Source organism: Prosthecobacter sp. (assembly GCF_029946185.1).
In the GTDB taxonomy this organism is placed as follows: Bacteria; Verrucomicrobiota; Verrucomicrobiia; order Verrucomicrobiales; family Verrucomicrobiaceae; genus Prosthecobacter.
The window spans coordinates 12,622-33,286 of the sequence record NZ_JAQSEA010000138.1 but is presented as its reverse complement, the minus strand read 5'-3'; the positions used below and the strand labels follow the sequence as shown (position 1 = coordinate 33,286).

Below are 20,665 nucleotides of genomic sequence, written 5' to 3'. Positions count from 1 at the left end.
GTCACTTGGTTGCTTTGGCCTTCTTGGCCGCGCCTTTTTTGTTGGGGGTGAACTTGCGGGCACCGCGCTGGTCCAGCGGCAGCATAGGGCCGCCGCGTGCGTTCATCTCGGCATCGCACAGCGCCCGCATCTTCTTCAAGGCCTCGGCGTGGGCGGGATCGGCGGCGACGTTTTTAAGTTCATCGCGGTCGGATTCCAGATCATGCAAAAACTCAAACGCGGGCTTCTGATCGAAGTAGCGCGCATAGACGTAGCGCTGGCCGCGAATGCCTTCCCAGGTGAGCGTGGGCGCGAGGTCGAGGTGCTCGCAGAAGTAATGGTCGCGCCAAGGTTTGTCGCTGCCCTTGCCTTCGATCAGCGTGGCAAGGCTGCGGCCTTGGTAGGCGTCTGGACGCTTCGCGCCGGCCCAGTCAATGAAGGTGGCAGGCAGATCGACATTGAGAACCAGATCATCCACCACGCGTCCGCGCTGTTCCTTGGGCAGACGCGGATCATAGACGATCATCGGCACACGCAGTGACTCCTCATAGTGGGACCACTTGCCCTGAAAGCCGCGGTCCCCGAGGTAGTAGCCGTTGTCGCCGGAATAGACGATGATGGTGTTGTCCGCGAGCCCGGCCTCCTCCAATGCGGCAAGGACACGCGCGACGGCTTTGTCGATGCCGCTGATCATGCGGTAGTAGGCGCGGAGGTTGGTCTCGAACTTCTCCGGCGTGTCGTAGCCCCAGTACCAGCGCTCGCGATTGATGGAGTCTTTGAGGAACTGCGGATGCGCCTCGTAGATGGCAGGGTCTCCCAGACGTGCGGGTGGGATGGAGCGGTCTTCATACATGCCATCCACCGACTGCGGCCAGGGGTAGAGCCCGATGCCGGGGCGGTGGTCATTGTCCTCGGCATGCGCCGCATTGAACCACAGATTCAGAGCGAAAGGTTTGTCCTTCGGCTGCGATTTGATGAACTCGATGCCTTTGTCACACACAAGATCCGTTTCGTGGCGCTTTGTGCCATCCGGCATGGTTTTGAAATACGGATTGCGACCGATGGCCTCGTACTCGTCATACTGGTCCTGCGGCTTGAAGCCCTGCGGCGAGATCATGTGCCATTTGCCAAAGTGGCCGGTGCGGTAGCCTGCCGAGCGCAGCAGCACGGGGAACATGGTGGCCAGCGCCTCAGGCTTCACGGTGGGGATGGCATCCCGCTGCGAGTGGGAGCGTGCCCACTGGCCAGTCAGCACCACCGCGCGGCTGACCCAGCACACGGGCGTGGTGACGTGCGCATTGCTGAAGCGCACCCCCTCCGCCGCGAGATGATCCACCGTGGGTGTCTGTACGATGGGATGCCCCGCGCAGCTCTGCGTGTCAAAACGCTGGTCGTCGGCGAAGAGGAAGAGGATGTTTGGGCGCGGCTGATCGGCAGCCATAGACACTGCCGCAAGACCAAGAGAGAACAGAGCGAAAACAGATTTCATGGACCTCTGCGAACGAAGCCAAAGCTGCCAATCTTCCGCCTGAGATCAGGGAATGGGATTCTGCGCAGACAGACCGTAGCTTTTCTCCCACCAAGCCACGCGTTCGGCATCGCTGGGCTGGGCTTTCTTCACGCGGCCTTTCCAGATCCGCTCGTAATCGAGGCGCTTGGAGCGCTGAATGGCACTGAGCGGTGGCTCGGTGGCTGGATCGCCCTGCGCACCACGGTCTGGACTGGTGTTGATCCAGGTGTCCATGGCACTGCGCATGGCCGCCATTGGGTCCGCCACCTTGGGATCTTTGGCAATGTTGTGCAGCCCCTGCGGATCGGCTTTGAGATCGTAAAATTCCAGCGCCTCGCGGCGGGGTGTCAGCCACTGGGCCTGAAATTCATTGAGCTTGCCGGATTGATTCAGCACGCGCATCAGCGGCATGCCGGGGTAGCTGGACTCCTTGTAGCCGGACCAGTTCAGGTGCGAACGGGAGGGCTGAAAATTGCGCACAAACAGCGAGCCCGGGCTGATCACGGCCCGGATGCGGTCCATCGCATCGCCACAGCGGTCACGTGCGGCGAACAGCATGCTGCGTTCTGGGAATTCGCGCCCGAGGATCGCCCGGCCTTCCATCCATGGCGGGACAGGCAGACCGGCGAGTTCGAGCATGGAAGGCGCGAGGTCGATGAGGCTGACCAGCCGCTCTTCGACACTGCCGGTGGCCACTCCGGGGCCGCGCATGATGAGCGGCACCTGCAGCCCTTCCACGCTCAGCCATTGCTTGCCCCAGGGCATCGGCCGGCCGTGATCGGCAAAGAACATGACGATGGTGTTTTCCAGCACACCCTCCTCCTTGAGCTGATCGAGGATGACTCCGACGCGCTGATCCACGACCTCGACGCTGCGCTCATACGCATACCAGTCGCGGCGCACCAGCGGATGATCAGGATAGTTCGGCGGGATCTGGATGGCCTTCAGTTTGGCCTCGTCGTACTCTGCAGGAATGGGAAACGGGCGATGCGGCTCGGTGATTTGAAACTGCGCGAAAAACGGCTGCCCAGGAGTGCGCTTTCGCCAGTCTTTCCCGTCAAACATCTTGGCGGGATCATGGGCAAAGTTGTAGTGCGTCTTGCCTTGCGTAATGACACGTCCGTTGCGGACGGTGCCGGGCGCGGGAGCATTCGTGACAAACCAGCCCGCTGCGCGCAGCACGTCCGGCAGGGGTTTGTAGCGCGGTGCCAGCGGCTGCGGAATTTCCACATCGTGCGGGTGCAGTCCCGTCGTCGTTTGATAGCAGCCGAGGATGAAGGCCGAGCGTGAGGCGCTGCAAACCGGGGCCGTGGCGTAGGCCCGCGTGTAGCGCCGCCCCTCGGCGGCCAGCCGGTCGAGATTGGGCGTGCTCACCTCCTTCAAACCGTAGGCCCCGATGTCCGGCGACATGTCGTCCGCGATGATCCACACGAAATTCGGCCCCGCTGCCATCGCTGAGGTGTGGAAAATCAGGAGGACAAGGCTGGTGAGAAAAAACTTCATGCTCATAAGTGAACGTGAAGCAGGAGGGGTTTTGTCAGTGAGTCAAACTCAGCGTTCCGTTGTCCATTTTTGCGCCTTCAGCCAGAACACCAGATCAGCGAACCAGGGGTGCTGCGTGCCGATGAGGCCGGTGCCGTGGTCGCCGTGCTGATAGAGGTGGAGTTCGTGGGGGATGTCATTTTGATGCAACGCGGCGGCATAGAGCTGCGCATGCTCCACGGGGACAAGTTTATCCTCGCAGGTGTGCCAGAGGAAGCAGGGCGGCAGGCCGGAGTGAACCTGAAGCTCGCTGGAGGTCTTGCGGACGAGTTCGTCGTCCGGCTTGTCGCCGATGAGCATCTTGCGCGAAGTCGCATGCGGCTTGGTGATCATGCTGATCACAGGATAGCAGAGGATGGCAAGATCAGGCCGCGGACTCACGGTGGGTTCACGTCCAGCGATCTCGCCGTCCTCAGGGCGGTTGAGCAGGGTGGAGACGAGATGCCCCCCGGCGGAGAAACCCATCACGCCGATGCGCGCGGGGTCGATTTTCCAGCGGGCGGCGTTGGCACGAATCTGCCGCATGGACTCCACCGCATCCTGGAGCAGCGCCGGATAACGGTAACCCGCGCTGCCGAGCCGGTACCGCAGCACGAAGGCGGTGATGCCCTGCTCATTAAGCCAGCGCGCAAACGGCTCCGCCTGCCCCTCATAAATGCCCGAGTAGCTGCCGCCCGGAATGAGCAGCATGGCCGCGCCGCTGGCTTTCTCTGGCACATAGGGAGTCAGTGTCGGGATGTCCTTCGGCGTCGTGCCTAGAGCTCCCGGGGCTCCCATTGGCCACAGCACGAGGGGCTTCTCGGCCGCTGAGAGTGATGAATGGCTGGCGAGCAGGAAGATCGGGAAAAGCAGCGTTAAAGACTTCATGGCAGAGGGAGTCCTGATGCAACGCGCTTCTCCCTGAGGATTTGTCCATGTTTCATTCTACTGGCATTCTGGCCCATCGTGATGGAAGACAGGGGATGTCAGAAACCGCCCCCCATCCTTTTGCCGCCCTCGGAATCCCACCGGAGATGATTCGTGGTCTGGAGGAGCTGGGAATCGTCACCCCAACGGCGGTGCAGTCCAAAGTCATCCCGTTTCTGCTCAAAGACGGCAGCGATCTCATCGCGCAGGCCCAGACCGGCACCGGCAAAACCGCCGCCTTTGGGCTGCCGCTGCTGACCAAGATGAACCCCAAGCACCGGGACATCCAAGGGCTCGTCCTCGCGCCAACGCGTGAGCTGGCCAAGCAGATCGGCAAACAGCTTTTCCGCTTCACCAAATATACTGAGAAAATCTTCATCGAAGTGGTCAGCGGCGGGGACAACATCGACCGCCAGACGGACGCGCTGAAGCGCCCCACGCACATCGTCGTCGCCACGCCGGGCCGGCTGCTCGACTTGATCGAGCGTGACGCGCTGACGCTGGAATTTGTCCGCTATGTGGTGCTGGATGAGGCGGATGAGATGCTGAGCATGGGCTTCAAGAAGCAGCTCACAGAAATCCTCAAGCTCGCGGCCATGCGGCGCAGTACCTGGCTCTTTTCCGCGACTTTCCCGGCGGGAATCCAAGACCTCATCAAGGGCAGCATGTCCGCCAACCCGCACTCAATCCAGATTGATCAGGCGAATGTGGTGAACCGCGACATCGACCACCGCTTTGCCCTGTGTAAACGCGACCAGAAGACCGCCTACATCTTTGACTTCCTCCAGCGCCAGAAGGAGCGGCGCGGCATCATCTTCTGCCGCACCAAGGCCGGTGCCATGGAGCTGTATGAGGAACTCGCCCAGCTCGGCCTGCCCGTGGATGTGCTGCAGGGCGATCTCATGCAGAAGGAGCGCGACAAAGTCATGCGCGCCTTCAAAAAGCAGCGCGTGCAGTTCGTCGTCGCCACGGATGTGGCCGCACGCGGCATTGACGTGGCGGATCTGTCCTTCGTCATCCACCACCAGCTTCCTGATCAACTTGAATACTACACCCACCGCAGCGGCCGCACCGCTCGCGCCGGGAAGAAAGGCATGTCACTCGCGCTGATTGATGCCAAGGAGAAATGGCAGATCACCCAGCTGGAAGACAAGCTGAAGGTGCGGTTCAGTGAGTTTCGGAGGTAGTGGGTACAGGAGGTATCTTGTGCTGCGCCCTTCAGGCTGACGGCCTTTTTCGGGTAGGATTGGCCGGTTTTTCGCGTAGGCGGGATCGCGCTTTCAAGACGGCATCATGGAGCTTTTGCTCCAGTTGCTTTTTTGGCAGCAATTCGGTCCAGTAGCTGGCAACATGGATGCCGCTTTTGGCCAGTTCCAGCAGTTGCACGTGCTCATCGCTCTTGCCGGCGCAAAGGATCATGCCCAGCGGCGGCTTTTCACCAGCTTCCATGGCATGTTGTTTCAGCCAGTTCAAATACAGCTCCATCTGGCCTTTGTCTGCTGCCTCAAACTCGCCAAGCTTCAAGTCAATGGCCACGAGCCGCTTGAGCTTCCGGTGGTAGAAGAGCAGGTCCAGGTAGTAATCACGTGCATCAATCTGCATTCTCTTCTGGCGTTCTAGGAAGGCGAAGCCGATGCCCAGTTCGAGGATGAAACTCTCGATTTCGCGCAGGATGGCAGATTCCAGATCCTTCTCGGCATAGGTGTCTTTAAGCCCCAGGAAATCGAGGATGTAAGGGTCACGGAAGATCAGATCAGGCGTCATCTTGTCCTCCTCACGCAGGGCTTTCAATTCCTGCTTGATGAGATGGTCTGGTTTCTTGGAAAGCGCGGTGCGCTCGAAAAGCATGCCGTTGATCTTGTGCTGAAGCGTTCGTGTGCTCCAGTTCTCGATGCGGCACATCTCGGCGTAGAAGTCTCGCTTGAGTGGGGCGTCGATTGGTATGATCTGACGAAAGTGCGTCCAGCCCAATTGTGACCGCAGTGCGGTCACAATCTGGTTGTCAGGAAATACTTCTGCAAAACGGATCATCCGGTGAAGATTCCTGACACTCCAGCCTCTCCCAAATTCGCTTTCCAATTGTGTCCCCAGTGTAGCGACAATCTCCGCCCCGTACTCCGCCCGTTTTTGTCGGAGGATATCCTGATGGATCCGCCGGCCAACGTGCCAGTAGAGTGTGACCAATCCCGCATCCACTGCTCGTGATACTTGCCCGCGGGCGGAGACAATGAGACTGCGAATGTCGGCGAGCAACAATGTCGCAGGAGCAGTCTTCCTCTGGGCAGAGACTGGCTGGAGCTTTTTCGGCATCCTTCACATTGGCGGACATGCCATCATCGTCCATTTGAAAACATCTGCAAATCACCGCTCACTCCGGCAGCTCGAATACTACACCCATCGCTGCGGCCGCACCGCTCGCACCGGGAAGAAGGGCCTGTCACTCGCCCTGATCACGCCCAAGGAGAAATGGCAGTTCACCCAGCTCGAAGACAAGCTGAAGGTGCGGTTCAGTGAGTTTCGACGGTAGTGATTCGTGGAGCCCTGAGAAACATGGCTTGAAGTACGACAGACACTCCTGTCTGTCGGTCAGCGCTCCGCTGAAACCAACAGCTTGCAAGTCACACTGTCAGGTCGCCCCGGCAATCTGACGCTTTTGTCAGTCAATTTGAAACTCGGTGCCTATCTGGAGATTGGCGGTGCCGCTGACCGACAGGCAAGAGTGCCTGTCGTACTTGCCAGAGTCTTCTGAATCACTCTGGTAGCTCCGTGTTGCACACGCCTTCTGTCCCCGGATGAAACAGGTTGTTCGAGAAATGCAGACCCCGCGGCGCATTCGGGCCGCCGGGGATAATGACGGCGTATTTGTAGCGGGGCTTGCCGAGACTGTGGATGACGTTGCCAGTGATGATGACATCCGTGAGCGGCGGATCGTCAGGCTGCTGGCCGGTGTCGAATTTGATGGGGGAGCGTTCATCGCCCCAGATCCAGTGGGCGTCGCCGTGGCCGAAGTCGGAGATGATATTGTTGCTGATGATGGAGCCGCCGTCGGCGTTCTCGGGTTTGTCGTCGGTGGCGGGGTGCGCAGCGGCACCGGGCATGAGGCCGATGGCCCAAAGTGAGTTTCGGACAAACTGATTGCCGGTGATGAGGACATTGCGTGAGCCATGCATGGCCTTCATGCCGATGAAGGCATTGGTGATGATGTTCTGCGAGACGATGACGTGGTCCGCGTGGATGTCCAAACCCTGCGCGGCGTTCTCGATGTGGTTGCCGATCACCCGTGTCAGGTCGTTCACCTCCGGGGCATTGATCACGATGCCGGAGCCCTGCTGCCAGGCGTCGGTGTAGTTCGCGTCCCAGGCTTGCTGGCTCATGATGGCGCCTTTGACGGCGTTCTTCTTCACATAATCGCCCAGCTTGTATTTGGCCTTCACTTCCTGAGTCGGAACGAAATTGTCCTCAATGACGCGGTTGCCTTCGACGAGCGTGCCGGTGCTGTAGCTCACGCTAATGCCGGTGCCGTCGGTGCAGTTGAAGGCATAGCCCCAGTCCGTGCTCTGGGTACGGTCATCAATGCTCACGCGCATGTAGTTGCGCACGAGGCAGTGGCTGATGCGCGTGTCCTTGCTCTCACGCACGGTGATGGCACCGGCAGGGCTGCGGTTGTCAATGACGCGCACATTATAGAGCACGAGGTCGCGGCATTTGATAGCGAGGATGCCTTCGTTGCGGCTCTCCATCTTTCCTTCAGGCCGCGTCAATGTCAGATCGCGAATCTCCGCACCCGTCGCGTTTTCGATTTCGATGATAGGCTGGTCTGCGCTCTGCTGAATGATGCGCCCGGGACCAAACAACCCGCTGCGCTCGCCACGAATGCGGATCTTCTCAGTGATCACATAGTCTCCCGCTGGCACAAAGAGCATGCGGTTCGGGTTCGCATTCAGGGCCTCCTGAATCGAGGGATAAGCAGCGACGGAGAGATCGGCGGCTTTGACCGTGAAGGTCAAGAGAGCGATAAAGAGGAGCAGGGCTCGGATCATGAGTACGGATTGAACGTGAGTGGAGCGAAGTCTTTTCAACGTCTGATTCTTCCTCATACTCTTCCTCCCTTGGCTTGGAACTTCCCGGGAGGAGGAAGAGGTGAATAAAAGCAGCTACTTCTTCGGCCCAATCTCCAACCCCTCGAGCCACGGTGCCGTAATCTGCGGGGGCATGCCGCCGAAGGGCTGGTACGCGGGGAGCTGGAGGACGCTCATGCAGTGCGCCTGCGAGGCGATGAAGAAGAGCGTCTCGGCGCAGTCTTCCGTCTGGATCATGGCGCTGCGGTGCTCGGCGGTGGGCTTCACGGGGCGCTTTTCCACGAGGGGCGTGAGGGCTTCACCGGGGGCGTATTCGGAGAGGACGATGCCATGCGCATTGAGCTGCATGCGGGCGGTGAGGAGCAGGCCATGCACGGCCCACTTGCTGGCGGTGTAAGGCACGCCGGCAAACGAATCAAAGCCATGCCCGGCGGTGGAGGAGACGACGACGATTCGGCCTCCGCCGCTTTCCGACATCGGTTTGGAAACGGCCTGGATCATGTTCACCACGCCCATCACGTTCACATCCAGCACGCTGCGCCAGCTGGCTTCGCTGGCGAGCTTGCTGGGGTCCGCGTGCGCCATGAAGCGGTCAGGGGTGTTGATGCCGGCGGTGTGGATCAGCGTGGCAATGGGGCCGTGCTGCAGCACCTGCGCGACTGCGGAAGCGACACTGGCGGAGTCGGCGACGTCACACACGATAGGGGTGATGCGCGGGGATAGTGCCGCTGTGGCCTGCAGCGAGTCCAGCGTGCGGCCAAAGATGAATGTTTTCGCGCCAGCGTCGGCAAATCGCTTTGCCGCGCTCTGTCCCATACCACCGCCGCCGCCAGTGACGATGACGCTCTTGTCAGTCCATTGTGTATCCATCCGCCGAGTTTAACAAGGCTTCCGCGAGTTTCGACTGCAACGCGCATTTTTTTCAAGATTTCGCGGTGCTCTCGATTTTGGCAAATGGCATGATCTTGTCGTGACAATTTCCGGCGATGAACTCAGCGCTGCGATCGATGGCAAAGCCGTTGGCAGCTTCAACTCCCCCGGCATCGCCCATCCGACCAAGAAGATGCTGCGGCTCTCCGTGCCACGGAACGCCGTGGTGGATGAGGTGAAGATCTGGAAGAAATAGTGTGGCGACTCCGATTTGATCCTGCTCATCCTTTTGCTCCATGATTCATCTCCTCCGAACTGCCAGTGCCGCCCTAGCTGGGATACTTCTGCTTACCACCGCCGCTGCCGCCGACGAGCCGAAATGGATCCCTCTCTTCAATGGCACAGACCTGACAGGCTGGACGATCAAGATCGCCAAGCGGCCGCTGGGTGAAAACTATGCGAACACGTTTCAAGTGGAGGACGGCATCCTGAAAGTGAGCTACGACGGCTATGACAAGTTTGACCAGCAGTACGGCCACCTCTTCACGAACCTGGCCTACTCGCACTACATCCTGCGCATGGAGTACCGCTTCACCGGCAAGATGATGCCGGACGCGCCGAAGTATGTGAACCTCAACAGCGGCGTGATGCTGCATGCCCAGCCGCCGCAGAGCATGCGCTTTGATCAAGGCTTCCCCTCCAGCCTGGAGATGCAGTTTCTGGCTGATGAAGGCAAAGGCCCACGCTCCACGGCGAATCTCTGCACACCCGGCACGCATGTCGTGATGGGCGGAGAGTTGATCACCAAGCACATCGTCAAATCCAGCGCTCCGACTTTTCCTACCGAGGAATGGGTGCGTGCCGAAGTAGAAGTGCGCGGCAATGACGAAATCATCCACCGCATCAACGGCGTCGAAGTCCTCCGCTACCAGCGCCCGCAACTCGACGCGGCCTGCAAGATAGCGCCGGCGAGTGACATCGTGGAAGCGGGCGGCGATGTGATGCTCGGCTACGGCCACATCGCGCTTCAAGCCGAAGGCCAGCCGGTGTGGTTTCGGAAGATTGAGCTGATGTCGCTGGAGAAGAAGTGATCCAACAAAGCAGCCTTGTTCCTGCGGAACAAGGAAACCCTCCGCCGCACTCACATCTCACGTCAGTCCATTGCGACGCCCTCCCTGGTTGCACAGCAACAAGGCTACTTGATGCCGCATCACTGCCCCCGTGCTTTTTTCACCTCATCCATGGATTTCAGGATGTTCTCGCGCCAGACTCCTTGCAGCTTCTCAGGCTCGGCACGCTTCAGAGTGGTCATGGCTTCATCATACTTCTTCTGCCGCGTCAAAATGCGCGCGATGCCTTGCAGCGCCACATATTCATCCGCACCTCCGATGCGCGGGCGATCGGCCACGATGGCACGATAAGCGGCCAGAGCCTGCTCGTCGTTTTGCAGATTGCGCTCACGGTTCTGCGCCTGCGCAAGGAGCAGGGTATCCCGCGCTCGCGGCTCGCTGACCCACGGCAGGGCCGCACTGAAATCCGCCTCGGCTTTGTCGCCTGCTTTGGTGATGGAATACGCGTAGCCGCGCGCATGATAACCCGCGCCACGCTGCCAGAAGGGCCACTTGCTGAAGTCTTCGTTCGCGAACTGCGCGATGACCTCAGGCGCTTTGCCCGTGGCGAGCAGGTGCTGCATCTGCGCGCTTTGTTTCACGGCGGGAATGGGAATGCGCTCGATGATCGGCGCGGCGTCGCCTCTGCTGAGCCGTGCGGCCTGCTCCAGCGCAGCGGCTTTTTGCATGTCGCTGAGTTTGCCCTCGGCCAGCGCAAGGAAACCGGCGGCCTTGCGCTCTTGCGTGGCATCGCGGAAACCGATGACGAAATCGGTGACGCTGGGATCAGCAGCAAACACGTGTGATTTGCCATCATAGAAATGCGCGAACTTCAGCGGATCATGAAAGCCGTCCGTCCCGGTGGGTGAGAGAGCGCTGAGTTCCTGGCCGTCTTCACGAATGCGCTGGCGGCACAGATTCACATGCCATGGCAGGCTTTGCGTAGGCTTGCGGCCGATGACCTGATGCAGCGGATCGTTTTCGTCCCGCGTGACGGGGATGCGAATCTCGACGGTCCAGTGATCATCCGCGATGTGCGTGGCCACTTCCGCCTGCGAATCCCAGCCGAACCACTGGCCGCGCGATGCGCCACGATCCAGATCCACGATGTGACCCGCAGGGCTGATGGCGATCTGATAGTACGAGTGCGTTTCCGTGGCGAGTTCGATCTCGATGGCATCGCCATGCCAGAGCGCCTGGTCTCCATTTTGCGTGCTGGTGGTATGGGGCTTTTCGCCTGGATGCTCATCGCAGCGAATGGCGAAGCAGACGTTGTTGCCCTGCCAGCCTGCTTTGAACGACGTGCCGAAAGTGGGCACACGGCCGGTCTGCAACTCGCGGAATTTGCCCGTGGCGGCAGTGGCGCACTTCTGCCAGTAGGCGTCGTCGAGCTTGCCATCGATGACGATGCCCTCCGCATCACCAACGAGGCGCACCACAGGCACCGGCCCGCGCTGCTGGCCGAGCTGCTGAGACTTCATGCGCAGGCCTTTGAGGAAGTCATCGATGAGCGCGATGCGCCGGCCATAAACACTGGCCGCACCTGCTTTGGCCTGCGCCTTGGTGAAGAGCGCGAGCGCAGCATCAGCCTGCGCTTTGTCGTCTTCCATGACACTCCAATGGGCTTCGCAGTAGGTGAAGAAGGCCTGCATCTCCTGCGCGGCGGGGCCATAGAAGAGCTGGCAGTACTCGCGAAACATGGCATCCACATCGGCCTCTTTCCCGCCCCAGTACATGCGCGCGGTGAAATAGACCATGAAGTGATTGAAGCCGATGCCGACCTCTTTGAAATCCTGCCGTGCGGAGAGCCAGATGTCCTCGCCCTGGGAGATGCCTTTCGTGGCGTTCACGGAATCGCCGAGCGCATGCGGCGCGAAGGAGGGCAGGTACCAGCCACGATCAGTGAAGGGATAGTTTTCAAAGTTCAGGATCGGGTTGCGGGTTTTCTTCACCCACGCCGCGCGCAGAGCTTCGGGGGCTGACTCACCCTCGCCCTTGACGCCAGCCTTGTTGATTGGCCGCCTTCCGCCGACGATGCAGACAACCACGTTCGGTTCGAGCTTGTCGATCTTCAGCGGCGGCAGCGTGTACACGCCATACGCACAGTTCAGCACCTTCGCGCTGGGGTGGGTTTTGGCGATCTCCTTTGCCACGCGGTTGACGAAGTCCCACACGTAATCGCTCAGCAGGCCGCGTTCGTTGCGTTCTGGCGAGTCCTTGCCTTTGCATTTCTCGCACTGGCAGATGGAGGTGTAGCCGTCCGGCGGCATGATGGAGACGGACTTGAGCGGGTAGGTGTCAAGCAGGACGCGGGTGTAGCGCACGGTCTCGCGGAAGAGTTCGTCGTCGGAATAGCAGAGCTGGTTTTTGCTGTCGCCGGAGCGGTAGTCGCGCTTGCCGCCATAGAGCGCGAACCACTCTGGATGCGCGGTAAAGGTGGCGTCATTGCCCGTCATGCCGTCCATGCCATGAGCGATCTGATAACGATCATCGTTGCGAGTGCCGAGGTGCATCATCCACAAGGCCGTGTCATAACCTGCGGTGGCGAAGCGGAAGTTGAACTGCCGCAGCGGGAAATCTGGGTGCACGGTCTCGTCGAGCTGCGGCAGCGCGATGGTTTTCATCGCGGGCATCACTTCACCAAGCTCCCCCGGCAGATACCAGCGCGCACCGAGCCGGTGGAAGAACGCGGTCACCGCATTGAAGCTGCCGCGTTCATCGAGGCCCCAGATGTCCAGCGTCTCGTTTTTCGCCGTGGTGGCACCGTCCGGCTTGCCGGTGTCGCCAGCCAGTCGCAGGCGGTTTTTATACAGTCCGGCATTCGGCATGCCATACGGTGCACCGACGATTTTCTCAAACTCCGCCTGCGCGCGCGGGATGTCGCTGTTGCCCGACGCCCAGGGTGCCGTTGGTACGAAGTCGCTGTCATCTCCTACCAGCGCCAGCCAGTCGTCGCCGGACTGCATGCGATATGCGCCCTCCTTCAAGCCGTCCGCCTTCACCGGATTGTGGTGGCTCGCGCCGATGAAGATCTTCACCGCCTTCCCGCTCGGCTGCGTGAGGATGGGGAGCCGCGCACCGCTGATTTTTTCGATGTTCGTGCGAAACTCCTGCGCCGCGACGCGCTGCATGCGCGTGGGATTTTCCGCCAGGATGATCTCTGCACGCGGCTGGCCGTCTTCCACGAGAACGGCATCCGCTGCGTGCAGCATGGCAGTAGAAGTCAGCAGCAAAGCAGCGATGAGGGTGTGTTTCATGCGTGAATGGGTGGTTGGCCCACTCAAACGATGAGGCGGGTGTTTTATTGCACCTTCGTGGAGGGGGCGCCGTGAAAGGGCAGGGCATACGCATGACGCGGCCAACTAAGGCGTAGCGTCTTATCCGAAGGACAAAAAGTATGGTAGTGACCGAAAGGACATCGTCTTCCATGACAGTCGTCCTTATCCTTGATGCAATCGTACCGTCAAGCCTCAGGCTTGAGCGCAGACGCGGAAATCCCCGCCCTTCTTCGCGCGTTGCACTTCCGCCGGTGGGCGGAACTGCAACGCGCAGTGTTGGCTTGCAGTGTCGTGGAGAGAAGCCAGCCTATGCGCCAATCAGCTTCCGCGCTTCGGCGAGTGCGGCATCGACTTTGTTCACGTCCTTGCCGCCGCCGCGGGCGAAGTCGGGTTTGCCGCCGCCTTTGCCGCCGACGATGGGGGCGATGGTTTGGATGATCTTGCCGGCCTGCACTTTGGCCTGGTGCTCTTTGGCGACGCTGGCGATCAGGGCGACGCTGCCGCCGCCGGTTGCGGCGAGGACGACGATGCCGTTGAAGGTGCCTTTGAGGGCTTCAGCGACACCGACGGCGTAGTCGGCATCCACATCGCCGAGATTGACGATGATGGTGTTGTTGGCGGCGGTGGCGATGAGGTCTTTGGCCATTACTGCGGCTTCGCGCTGCTGGGCGGCTTTGAGGTTTTTTTCGAGTTCCTTCTGCTGGGTGAGGATTTGATCGAGCTTCTTTTCCAGATCGGCGGCACCTTGGGCGCTGACTTTACCGGCGAGGAGTTTTAATAATTCGGCATCGGCGCGGGCGGCGTTGTAAGCTTCGAGGCCGGCGATGGCTTCGATACGGCGCACGCCGGAGGCGACGGCGCTTTCGCTGACGAGGCGGAAGAGACCGATCTCGCCGGTGCTGCGGGTGTGGGTGCCGCCGCAGAGTTCCATGCTCCAACCGTCGAGCTTGTTGCGCTGCCCGCCGATCTGCACGACGCGGACGAGGTCGCCGTACTTCTCGCCGAAGAGGGCCATGATGCCGGAGTTGGCCTTGGCTTCGACGAAGGGCACTTCAGTCCAGGAGACGGGTTCGTTGGCGACGATGCGCTCGTTCACGAGGCGTTCGATGTCGGTGATCTGCTGCGCGGTGAGCGCGGCGCTGTTGAAGTCGAAGGTGAGTTTGTCAGGCGTGACGGAGGAGCCTTTCTGGGTGGCGTCCTTGTTCACGACTTCATGCAGGGCCCAATGCAGGATGTGGGTGACGGTGTGGTGGCGCTCGATGGCGTGACGGCGTGGGGCATCGACGATGAGCTTCACGGTGCTATCCACGGCGGGGGCTTCGTCGCCGTCGAGGAAGTGCAGCCAGGTGTTGCCGACTTTGGTGGTGGCGCTGATCGGGTAGGTGTTCGCCCCGAGGATGAGCTGGCCGCTGTCGCCGATCTGCCCGCCCATTTCGGCGTAGCAGGTGGAGACATCGAGCACCACGGCGGTCTTGTCCTTCATCTCGACCACTTCGAGCACTTTGACATCGGCTTCGAGGTTGTCGTAACCGATGAACTGGGTGGGTGCTTTGGTTTCGATTTCGGAGACGGAGACGACTTGTTTGTTCTTCTTGCCGGCTTCGCGGGCGCGTTCCTTCTGCTCTTCCATCAGTTCTTCGTACGCTTCATTATCAATTACAAAGCCCGCTTCACGTGCGACGACTTGCGTGAGATCAACTGGGAAGCCAAAGGTATCGTAGAGTTCAAATACTGCCCATCCTGGGACAATTGGTGCTGCACCACTAAATTTGTGAAGCAGGTGTCCAGCTCTGACGACGTCATCGGGCTTTACCACGTATTGTTGGCCGTCGATTTCGCACTCCATTCTTTGTTCGCCATTTTCGATCTGAATGGCTGCTGGCTTGCCAGCTTTGAGGAGATCACCAGTTATAAGAGTTACTTCATTCCAGAGCACATCTGCCAGACGGGCCAATCCACGATCTAGTGTCCGATTGAAACTCTCTTCTTCCACCTTAAGCACACTCTTGATCTGCTCCTTCTTTGTCCGCACTTCCGGGAATACATCGCCCATCTGGGTGGCGAGGACATCGACGAGTTTGTAGAAGAAGGGTTCTTTGAATTCGAGGGTGCGGCCGTATTTGACGGCGCGGCGGAGGATGCGGCGGAGGGTGTAGTTGCGGTCGCTGTTGCCGGGCTGGATGCCGTCGGCGATGGCGAAGCTGAGGGTGCGAAGGTGGTCGGCGATGACGCGGAAGGCGACGTCGATTTTTTCCTGTTCGGTGATGGGGACGACGTGGCCCTGCTCGTTGGCTTTGGGCAGCGTGCTCGCATACGTCTTGCCGCTGAGCTTGGTCAGCTCATCGAAGATGGGCTTGAAGACGTCAGTGTCGTAGTTGCTGATCTTGGCGGTCTCGAAGTCGGTGAAGCCTTTGGTGCCCTGGATGATGGAGCAGACGCGCTCGAAGCCCATGCCGGTGTCCACGTGCTGTGCGGGGAGCGGGACGAAGGTGCCGTCGGGGTTGGCGTTGTATTGAATGAAGACGTTGTTCCAGATCTCGATGCAACTGGCGTCGCTGCCATTCACGAGGAGTGCTCCGGCGCGCTGGCGGTCTTCGTCGAGGTTCGGAGCGCCGGGGGTGAGGTCGATGTGGATCTCGGTGCAGGGGCCGCAGGGGCCGGTGTCGCCCATCATCCAGAAGTTGTCCTTCTTGTTGCCGTTGACGATGTGGATGTCGGGATCGAGGCCGATGCTGCGGAACTTCTCGGCCCAGATGTCCCAGGCTTCCTGGTCGCGGTCAGCGGGGTCGCCCTTGCCGGGCTGGTAGATGGTGGCGAAGACGCGTGTTGGTGGGAACTTCCAGCGCTCGATGATCAGTTCCCAGGCCCAGGAGATGGCCTCTTTTTTGAAGTAGTCGCCGAAGCTCCAGTTGCCGAGCATTTCGAACAGCGTGTGGTGGTAGGTGTCCAGGCCCACGTCTTCGAGGTCGTTGTGCTTGCCGCCGGCGCGGATGCACTTTTGAGTGTCGGCGGCGCGAGTAGGAAGGCCTTTGTGCAGAACGCCGGGCCAGGTGTCCACGTCAGCACTGCGCTCGCCGAGGAAGATGGGTACGAATTGATTCATCCCCGCATTGGTAAAAATGCGTGCGCCATCGCGGCTGGTGTAGCCGACGTTGTCACTGGGGACGATGGTGTGCTGCTTCTCCTTGAAGAAATCGAGGAAGCTCTGGCGGATCTGGGCGGCGGTGGGGACGGCGGACATGGCTGGAAAAGAGAGCGCGGATGGTAGCGGGGGGATGCCGAAGGTAAAGGCGGGGTTTGCCACCGGTAGGGCAGGGGCAGTGGCCAGCCGCTTTAAAATCAACCCTCTGCCGGGGTGAACCGTCCGAGGCAAATGGGGGCGGCAAGAAAAAGATTGTGAATTACCATAAATAAAGTAATATTTAGAACGATCCCGGGTGAAAAATGATGACCGCCGCTTCTCAATTCCCAAAAAAGTGCCCTACCGAGTCCGGATTGAGCCTGATGGAATTGCTGATCACAATCGCCATCCTTGGCATCATCATGAGCATCGCTATCACATCCATGGGTGGAGCCCGCCAAGGGGCGGAAGATCAGAAGGACAAGCGCAATGCCCAGGAAATCGCCAGCGTGGCCGCCATGGCCCACGCAGCCGGAGCCAGTTTCATGGTGCCGGGTGACGAGCAGGCCACCATTGCCAACCTGCGTGGCGGTACGGTGCCAGCCACCGGTGCCTTTCGTGGCCGCATTTTCAAGATCTCAGACATGCAGGACCTTGATATCCAAGGGGCGATGCGGTTTCTGGCGCTGAACGATACCGATCTGCAGTATCGTCAGGACGGCAGCAGAGGCCTGTGAGGATGGATGCCGGGGGCAAGCCCGCCGCGCCAGACTTCCGCTCCTTGCATGGAGAATGCCGCTCCGCGTCAAGATCGGCCTTTCTCCGGCGTATCACACAGCGTGATCCGTCTTTTTATCACTCTTCCACTCGTTGCCTCCGCCATCGCGGAGCCCGCACCGCGTCCCATCCATTTCTCCAAAGAGATCCGGCCCATCCTGAGCGAGAACTGCTTTTTCTGCCATGGTCCTGACGAACAGAAGCGCGAAGCGGGCCTGCGCCTGGATGACGAAATCAGCGCGAAAAAAAACAACGACGGCACCACGGCCGTGGTGCCGGGACATCCTGAGAAGAGTGCCTTGCTGGAGCGCATCCTCACCAAAGATCCTGATGAGGTCATGCCGCCGCCGAAGCAGCACAAGACCATCTCGCCCGCGCAGATTGCACTGCTGACGGAGTGGATCAAGCAGGGCGCGCCCTGGGGGCAGCATTGGAGCTATGAGAAAGTTGTCCGGCCGGGCGTACCTGCACCGAGTCCCAAGTTTCAAGTTTCAGGTTCCAAGTTGAATCCAGTGGATGCGTTTCTTGTGCAGCGGCTGGAGCTGGAGAAACTGAAGTATACACCGCAGGCAGACACCGCCACGCTCATCCGCCGCGTCGCACTGGATTTGACAGGACTGCCGCCCACGCTCGCGGAGATGGATGAGCTGGCGAAGCAGCCGTACGACAAGGTGGTAGAGCATTACTTAGCGACTCCCGCCTATGGTGAGCATTGGGCGCGGCAGTGGCTCGATCTCGCACGCTACGCCGACTCCTCCGGCTACCCCAGCGACCAGCCGCGCGAGATCTGGGCCTACCGCGACTGGGTGGTGCGTGCGCTGAATACGAACATGCCGTTTGATCAGTTCACCATCGAGCAAAACGCGGGCGATCTGCTGCCCAAGCCGACGGACGACCAGCTCATCGCCACTGCGTTTCATCGCAATACGATGACGCAAAATGAAGGCGGCACTGACGACGAGGAATTCCGCAACGCCGCCATCATCGACCGAGTTAACACCACCTTCGCCGTGTGGATGGGTACCACGATGGCCTGCGCCCAGTGCCACACGCACAAGTTTGATCCCATCACGATCAACGAGTACTTTCAGTTCTACGCGTTCCTCAATCAAAGCGCCGACAGCGACAAAAAAGACGAAGTGCCGCTGCACAGTTTTGATACAGCGGAACTGATTCAGCAGCGTGCGAATCTGAAGAGAGAGATCGACGCACTGGAACAGAAGTTCACAGCGCCTGCACCAGCATGGCTCGCCGGAATCGATGCCTGGGACCAGGGCTTTGCCCGCGATCTCGGCTGGCAGACACCGCAGCCCGCCAAGGTGAGCACGCAGTCGAAACAAAGCGCCACCATCGCAGCAGGCGGTACCGTTGCGATTCCGAAAAACAGCGACAAAGACAGCTACACCATCGAACTGCCCGCCACCGGCGACAAGCTCAGTGCGCTGCGCATTGAGACGATTCCCACCGCTGGTTTCAGCAACTTTGTCATCACCGACGTGAAAGCGGAGGTCGTGCCGCCGGATGTCAAGAATGCTCCGCAGGTGCGCTATGTGCGCATTGAATTGCCTGGAGAAAAAAAGATGCTCCAACTGGCTGAAGTGCAGGTTTTCAACGGCAGCGAAAATCTTGCACCCTCCGGTGTCGCCACCCAAAGCAGCCTCTATACGGATGCCGCCGCCAAGCGTGCCATTGATGGCAACACCGAGGGCAATTACGCTAAGAGCAGCGTGGCCCACACCGCCGGCACCGATAATGATCCGTGGTGGGAGGTCGATCTGAAGGCGGCCAAACCGGTGGACCGCGTCGTCGTGTGGAATCGCACGGACGGGAATGTGCGCAATCGTCTCGACGGCTTCCGCGTCGTGCTGCTCGATGACAAACGGCAGATCGTATGGAAGAGCGAGGACACACCCGCGCCGGAGAAAGACAAGGCCTTCGCCATCGGCGGCCCCGTGGCCGTGAGCTTCACCACGGCGCTGGCTGACTATGAGCAGGACGGCTTCACCGCTGCCTCCATCTTGAAGCCGAAGAACAAAAAGCAGCAGGGCTGGGCCGTCGCTGGTGCTGCTGACAAGCCGCACACGCTCACTCTGCTTGCCGCTTCGCCAGTTGTGATTCCTGCTGGTGCCAAGCTGCGCATCACGCTCACGCAAAACAGCGAGTTCAAGCAGCACACACTCGGCAGCTTTCGCCTCAGCTACACCGGAGATGCGCGTGTGCAGCAAGTCACCAAGGTGCCGCAAAATGTTGTGGCCGCTCTTGCTCAGGCCAAGGACAAACGCACACCCGCGCAGCAGCAGACGGTGGTGGAGTACTTCGTGCGGAATGTGGCCAAAGCATCCGCTGCGGAGCGCACCCGCCTCGCCGCCGCGACCAAGGAACTGGCCGCCGTCAAGCCTGTGTCCGTGCCGATCATGCGCGATCTCGATCCCAAACAGCGCCGCGTGACGAAAGTACAACTGCGTGGTAACTGGCAGGCGCTGGGCGATGAAGTCAGCGAAGCCACGCCCGCCGTTTTCAATCCGCTGCCGAAAGATGCTCCACGCAACCGCCTTACCATGGCGCAGTGGCTTGTCAGCCGTGACAATCCGCTCACCGCACGCGTCGCCGTGAACCGCCTGTGGGAAAGCATCTTCGGCACCGGCATCGTGCGCAGCAGCGAGGAATTCGGCAGCCAGGGAGATCTGCCCGTGCATCCCGAACTGCTCGACTGGCTCGCTGCCGAGCTGATGGACAGCGGCTGGGACATCAAGCACATGCTCAAGCTCTTGCTCACCAGCCAGGCCTATCAGCAAAGCACCAAGACCACGCCCGAACTCAACGAGCGCGATCCCGACAATCGCCTCCTCGCACGCGGGCCACGCTTCCGCCCCACCGGCGAACTCCTGCGCGATCAGGCGCTCGCTGTCAGCGGCCTGCTCAGTACCAAAATGTATGGCGTGCCGGTGCGCCCCATGACGCCGAACATGGGCCTCACCACCGCCTTTGGCCGCAGCAACGACTGGACCCTCAGCGCAGGCGAGGACAAGCACCGCCGCAGCCTCTACACCGAAGTCCGCCGCAACAGCCCCTACGCCAGCTTCGCCACCTTCGACGCCGGCAACCGCGAAGTCTGCATGATCCGCCGCAGCCGCACCAACACGCCGCTGCAGGCCTTTGTGACACTGAATGATCCGGTGTTTATCGAAACGAATCAAGCGATGGCGAGGCGTCTTGTGGCGGAGGGAAAAACGACGCCGGAGCGTCTTGCGCATCTCTTCAAACTCTGCCTCTCACGTGCCCCGAACGCCCATGAAGTGTCATCGCTGACCCAGCTCTACACCGAAACCCTCGCCACCTACCGCGCCGACACAGCCGAAGCCACCAAGATGGCCACCGACCCTCTTGGCCCCGCCCCCAAAGACGCCGACCTCCCCGACCTCGCCGCATGGACCACCATCGCGAATGTGGTGATGAACTTGGATGAGTTTTTGATGCGGCGGTGATTCAATCAA

Annotated in this window: 14 protein-coding genes; 6 read left to right on the top strand and 8 right to left on the bottom strand. The window is 60.3% G+C overall.

Going from position 1 to position 20,665, the window contains the following annotated elements:
• Window position 1: 1 nt before the first annotated feature.
• Genes PSV43_RS11575 through PSV43_RS11565 form a run of 3 tightly spaced genes read right to left on the bottom strand, consistent with a single transcriptional unit; the run spans window position 2 to window position 3,898 of the window.
• Window positions 2-1,468, bottom strand: coding sequence for a sulfatase (locus tag PSV43_RS11575; protein ID WP_300196930.1), 1,467 nt, complete (start codon window positions 1,466-1,468; stop codon window positions 2-4).
• Between the two features lie 45 nt (window positions 1,469-1,513).
• Window positions 1,514-2,992 carry a sulfatase gene (locus PSV43_RS11570; protein ID WP_300196928.1) on the bottom strand — a complete coding sequence of 493 codons (1,479 nt, stop codon included), beginning with the start codon at window positions 2,990-2,992 and terminating at the stop codon, window positions 1,514-1,516.
• 48 nt (window positions 2,993-3,040) lie between these two features.
• Entirely contained in the window at window positions 3,041-3,898 is an 858-nt protein-coding gene (locus tag PSV43_RS11565) for an alpha/beta hydrolase (RefSeq protein WP_300196926.1), read from the bottom strand.
• Between the two features lie 95 nt (window positions 3,899-3,993).
• Between PSV43_RS11565 and PSV43_RS11560 the strand changes: the two genes are divergently transcribed.
• Complete coding sequence (locus PSV43_RS11560) at window positions 3,994-5,124, top strand: DEAD/DEAH box helicase (RefSeq protein WP_300196924.1); 1,131 nt, start codon at window positions 3,994-3,996, stop codon at window positions 5,122-5,124.
• A gap of 31 nt (window positions 5,125-5,155) precedes the next feature.
• Here PSV43_RS11560 and PSV43_RS11555 read toward each other — a convergent pair whose 3' ends face one another.
• Window positions 5,156-6,247 carry a PDDEXK nuclease domain-containing protein gene (locus PSV43_RS11555; RefSeq protein WP_300196922.1) on the bottom strand — a complete coding sequence of 364 codons (1,092 nt, stop codon included), beginning with the start codon at window positions 6,245-6,247 and terminating at the stop codon, window positions 5,156-5,158.
• Between the two features lie 34 nt (window positions 6,248-6,281).
• On the opposite strand from PSV43_RS11555, the gene PSV43_RS11550 reads away from it, so the two are divergent.
• Window positions 6,282-6,464 (top strand): hypothetical protein, encoded by a 183-nt coding sequence (locus PSV43_RS11550; RefSeq protein ID WP_300196920.1) that lies wholly within the window; start codon window positions 6,282-6,284, stop codon window positions 6,462-6,464.
• Between the two features lie 223 nt (window positions 6,465-6,687).
• Here PSV43_RS11550 and PSV43_RS11545 read toward each other — a convergent pair whose 3' ends face one another.
• Both PSV43_RS11545 and PSV43_RS11540 read right to left on the bottom strand, forming a co-directional pair.
• The gene (locus PSV43_RS11545; protein WP_300196918.1) at window positions 6,688-7,977 is read right to left on the bottom strand and encodes a right-handed parallel beta-helix repeat-containing protein; all 1,290 of its coding nucleotides are present in this window, start codon (window positions 7,975-7,977) and stop codon (window positions 6,688-6,690) included.
• A 114-nt stretch (window positions 7,978-8,091) separates the two neighbouring features.
• Window positions 8,092-8,886: an SDR family oxidoreductase gene (locus PSV43_RS11540; protein WP_300196916.1), complete on the bottom strand. Its 795-nt coding sequence runs from the start codon at window positions 8,884-8,886 to the stop codon at window positions 8,092-8,094.
• A 100-nt stretch (window positions 8,887-8,986) separates the two neighbouring features.
• Here PSV43_RS11540 and PSV43_RS11535 point away from each other — a divergent pair, with 100 nt between their 5' ends.
• Both PSV43_RS11535 and PSV43_RS11530 read left to right on the top strand, forming a co-directional pair.
• Entirely contained in the window at window positions 8,987-9,142 is a 156-nt protein-coding gene (locus tag PSV43_RS11535; RefSeq protein WP_300196914.1) for a hypothetical protein, read from the top strand.
• A 40-nt stretch (window positions 9,143-9,182) separates the two neighbouring features.
• Window positions 9,183-9,977, top strand: a complete 795-nt coding sequence (locus tag PSV43_RS11530; protein ID WP_300196912.1) for a DUF1080 domain-containing protein — start codon at window positions 9,183-9,185, stop codon at window positions 9,975-9,977.
• A gap of 119 nt (window positions 9,978-10,096) precedes the next feature.
• Here the strand turns inward: PSV43_RS11530 and PSV43_RS11525 are convergent, their stop codons facing one another.
• Together PSV43_RS11525 and PSV43_RS11520 are read right to left on the bottom strand one after the other, a co-directional pair.
• Window positions 10,097-13,252 carry a DUF4838 domain-containing protein gene (locus tag PSV43_RS11525; RefSeq protein WP_300196910.1) on the bottom strand — a complete coding sequence of 1,052 codons (3,156 nt, stop codon included), beginning with the start codon at window positions 13,250-13,252 and terminating at the stop codon, window positions 10,097-10,099.
• Window positions 13,253-13,580: 328 nt separating this feature from the next.
• Window positions 13,581-16,514, bottom strand: a complete 2,934-nt coding sequence (locus PSV43_RS11520; protein WP_300196908.1) for an alanine--tRNA ligase — start codon at window positions 16,512-16,514, stop codon at window positions 13,581-13,583.
• A 302-nt stretch (window positions 16,515-16,816) separates the two neighbouring features.
• Here PSV43_RS11520 and PSV43_RS11515 point away from each other — a divergent pair, with 302 nt between their 5' ends.
• Entirely contained in the window at window positions 16,817-17,131 is a 315-nt protein-coding gene (locus PSV43_RS11515; RefSeq protein WP_300196906.1) for a hypothetical protein, read from the top strand.
• Between the two features lie 102 nt (window positions 17,132-17,233).
• On the top strand, window positions 17,234-20,656 hold the full coding sequence (locus PSV43_RS11510) for a DUF1553 domain-containing protein (RefSeq protein ID WP_300196904.1): 3,423 nt from the start codon (window positions 17,234-17,236) through the stop codon (window positions 20,654-20,656).
• Window positions 20,657-20,665 lie beyond the last annotated feature (9 nt).